The organism is Tersicoccus solisilvae (assembly GCF_014643255.1).
Classification (GTDB): domain Bacteria; phylum Actinomycetota; class Actinomycetes; order Actinomycetales; family Micrococcaceae; genus Tersicoccus; species Tersicoccus solisilvae.
The window spans coordinates 1-562 of the sequence record NZ_BMJI01000091.1; the positions used below are offsets into that span (position 1 = coordinate 1).

General features: G+C 57.1%; 1 protein-coding gene. It reads right to left on the reverse strand.

Annotation, left to right across the window (positions count from 1 at the left end; genetic code table 11):
• Positions 1-562: tyrosine/phenylalanine carboxypeptidase domain-containing protein (locus IEX22_RS16395; protein ID WP_188669294.1), on the reverse strand; the 562-nt coding region annotated here is incomplete at both ends.

The following is a 562-nucleotide window of genomic DNA, read 5'->3' on the forward strand; positions in this document are numbered from 1 at the left end:
AGCCGCGCACATAGGAGATATCCTTGGTGAAATAGCTGCCACCTTGCACCATGCCACCGCGAAATACCCGCTGAGTGACCCGGTAACTATCTCGCTTACTGAGATTCTGACCGCAGAAATAGTTAAATACTTCAATAAAGTCGGCACCTTGCTCGGCCATATCGACCGCGGTGATCCTGTCGCTGATACGCCTGGCCCGCCCTGGGTTGGAGCTCAGGGTGATGGTTTCCATCAATACGGCCAGCCCTTCCTGGGCTGCAGCTACCCTGGGAGAACCGACGCTGAGCCAGGTGGCCCAGGGTTGAGCCCGGCCATTGAGGGTGGTGCCCACATGTACCCAGCCCTCATGGACCTCATAAACATCGAGATCCGATTGGCTGAATAGCGCCTTGCTATTGAGTTTGACCGTATCGCCGCCCACGGCGGCATCCGAGACTATGCCGTCACTTAAGCGCACCCGAATATCGTCACTGTGAAAGTAATCTTTCAGGCGGCGGCCGAGTATATCCACCGCCTCCGGTGCGGCGATTTCTTTGGGGTGATGACGATTGCTGCGCAGCGC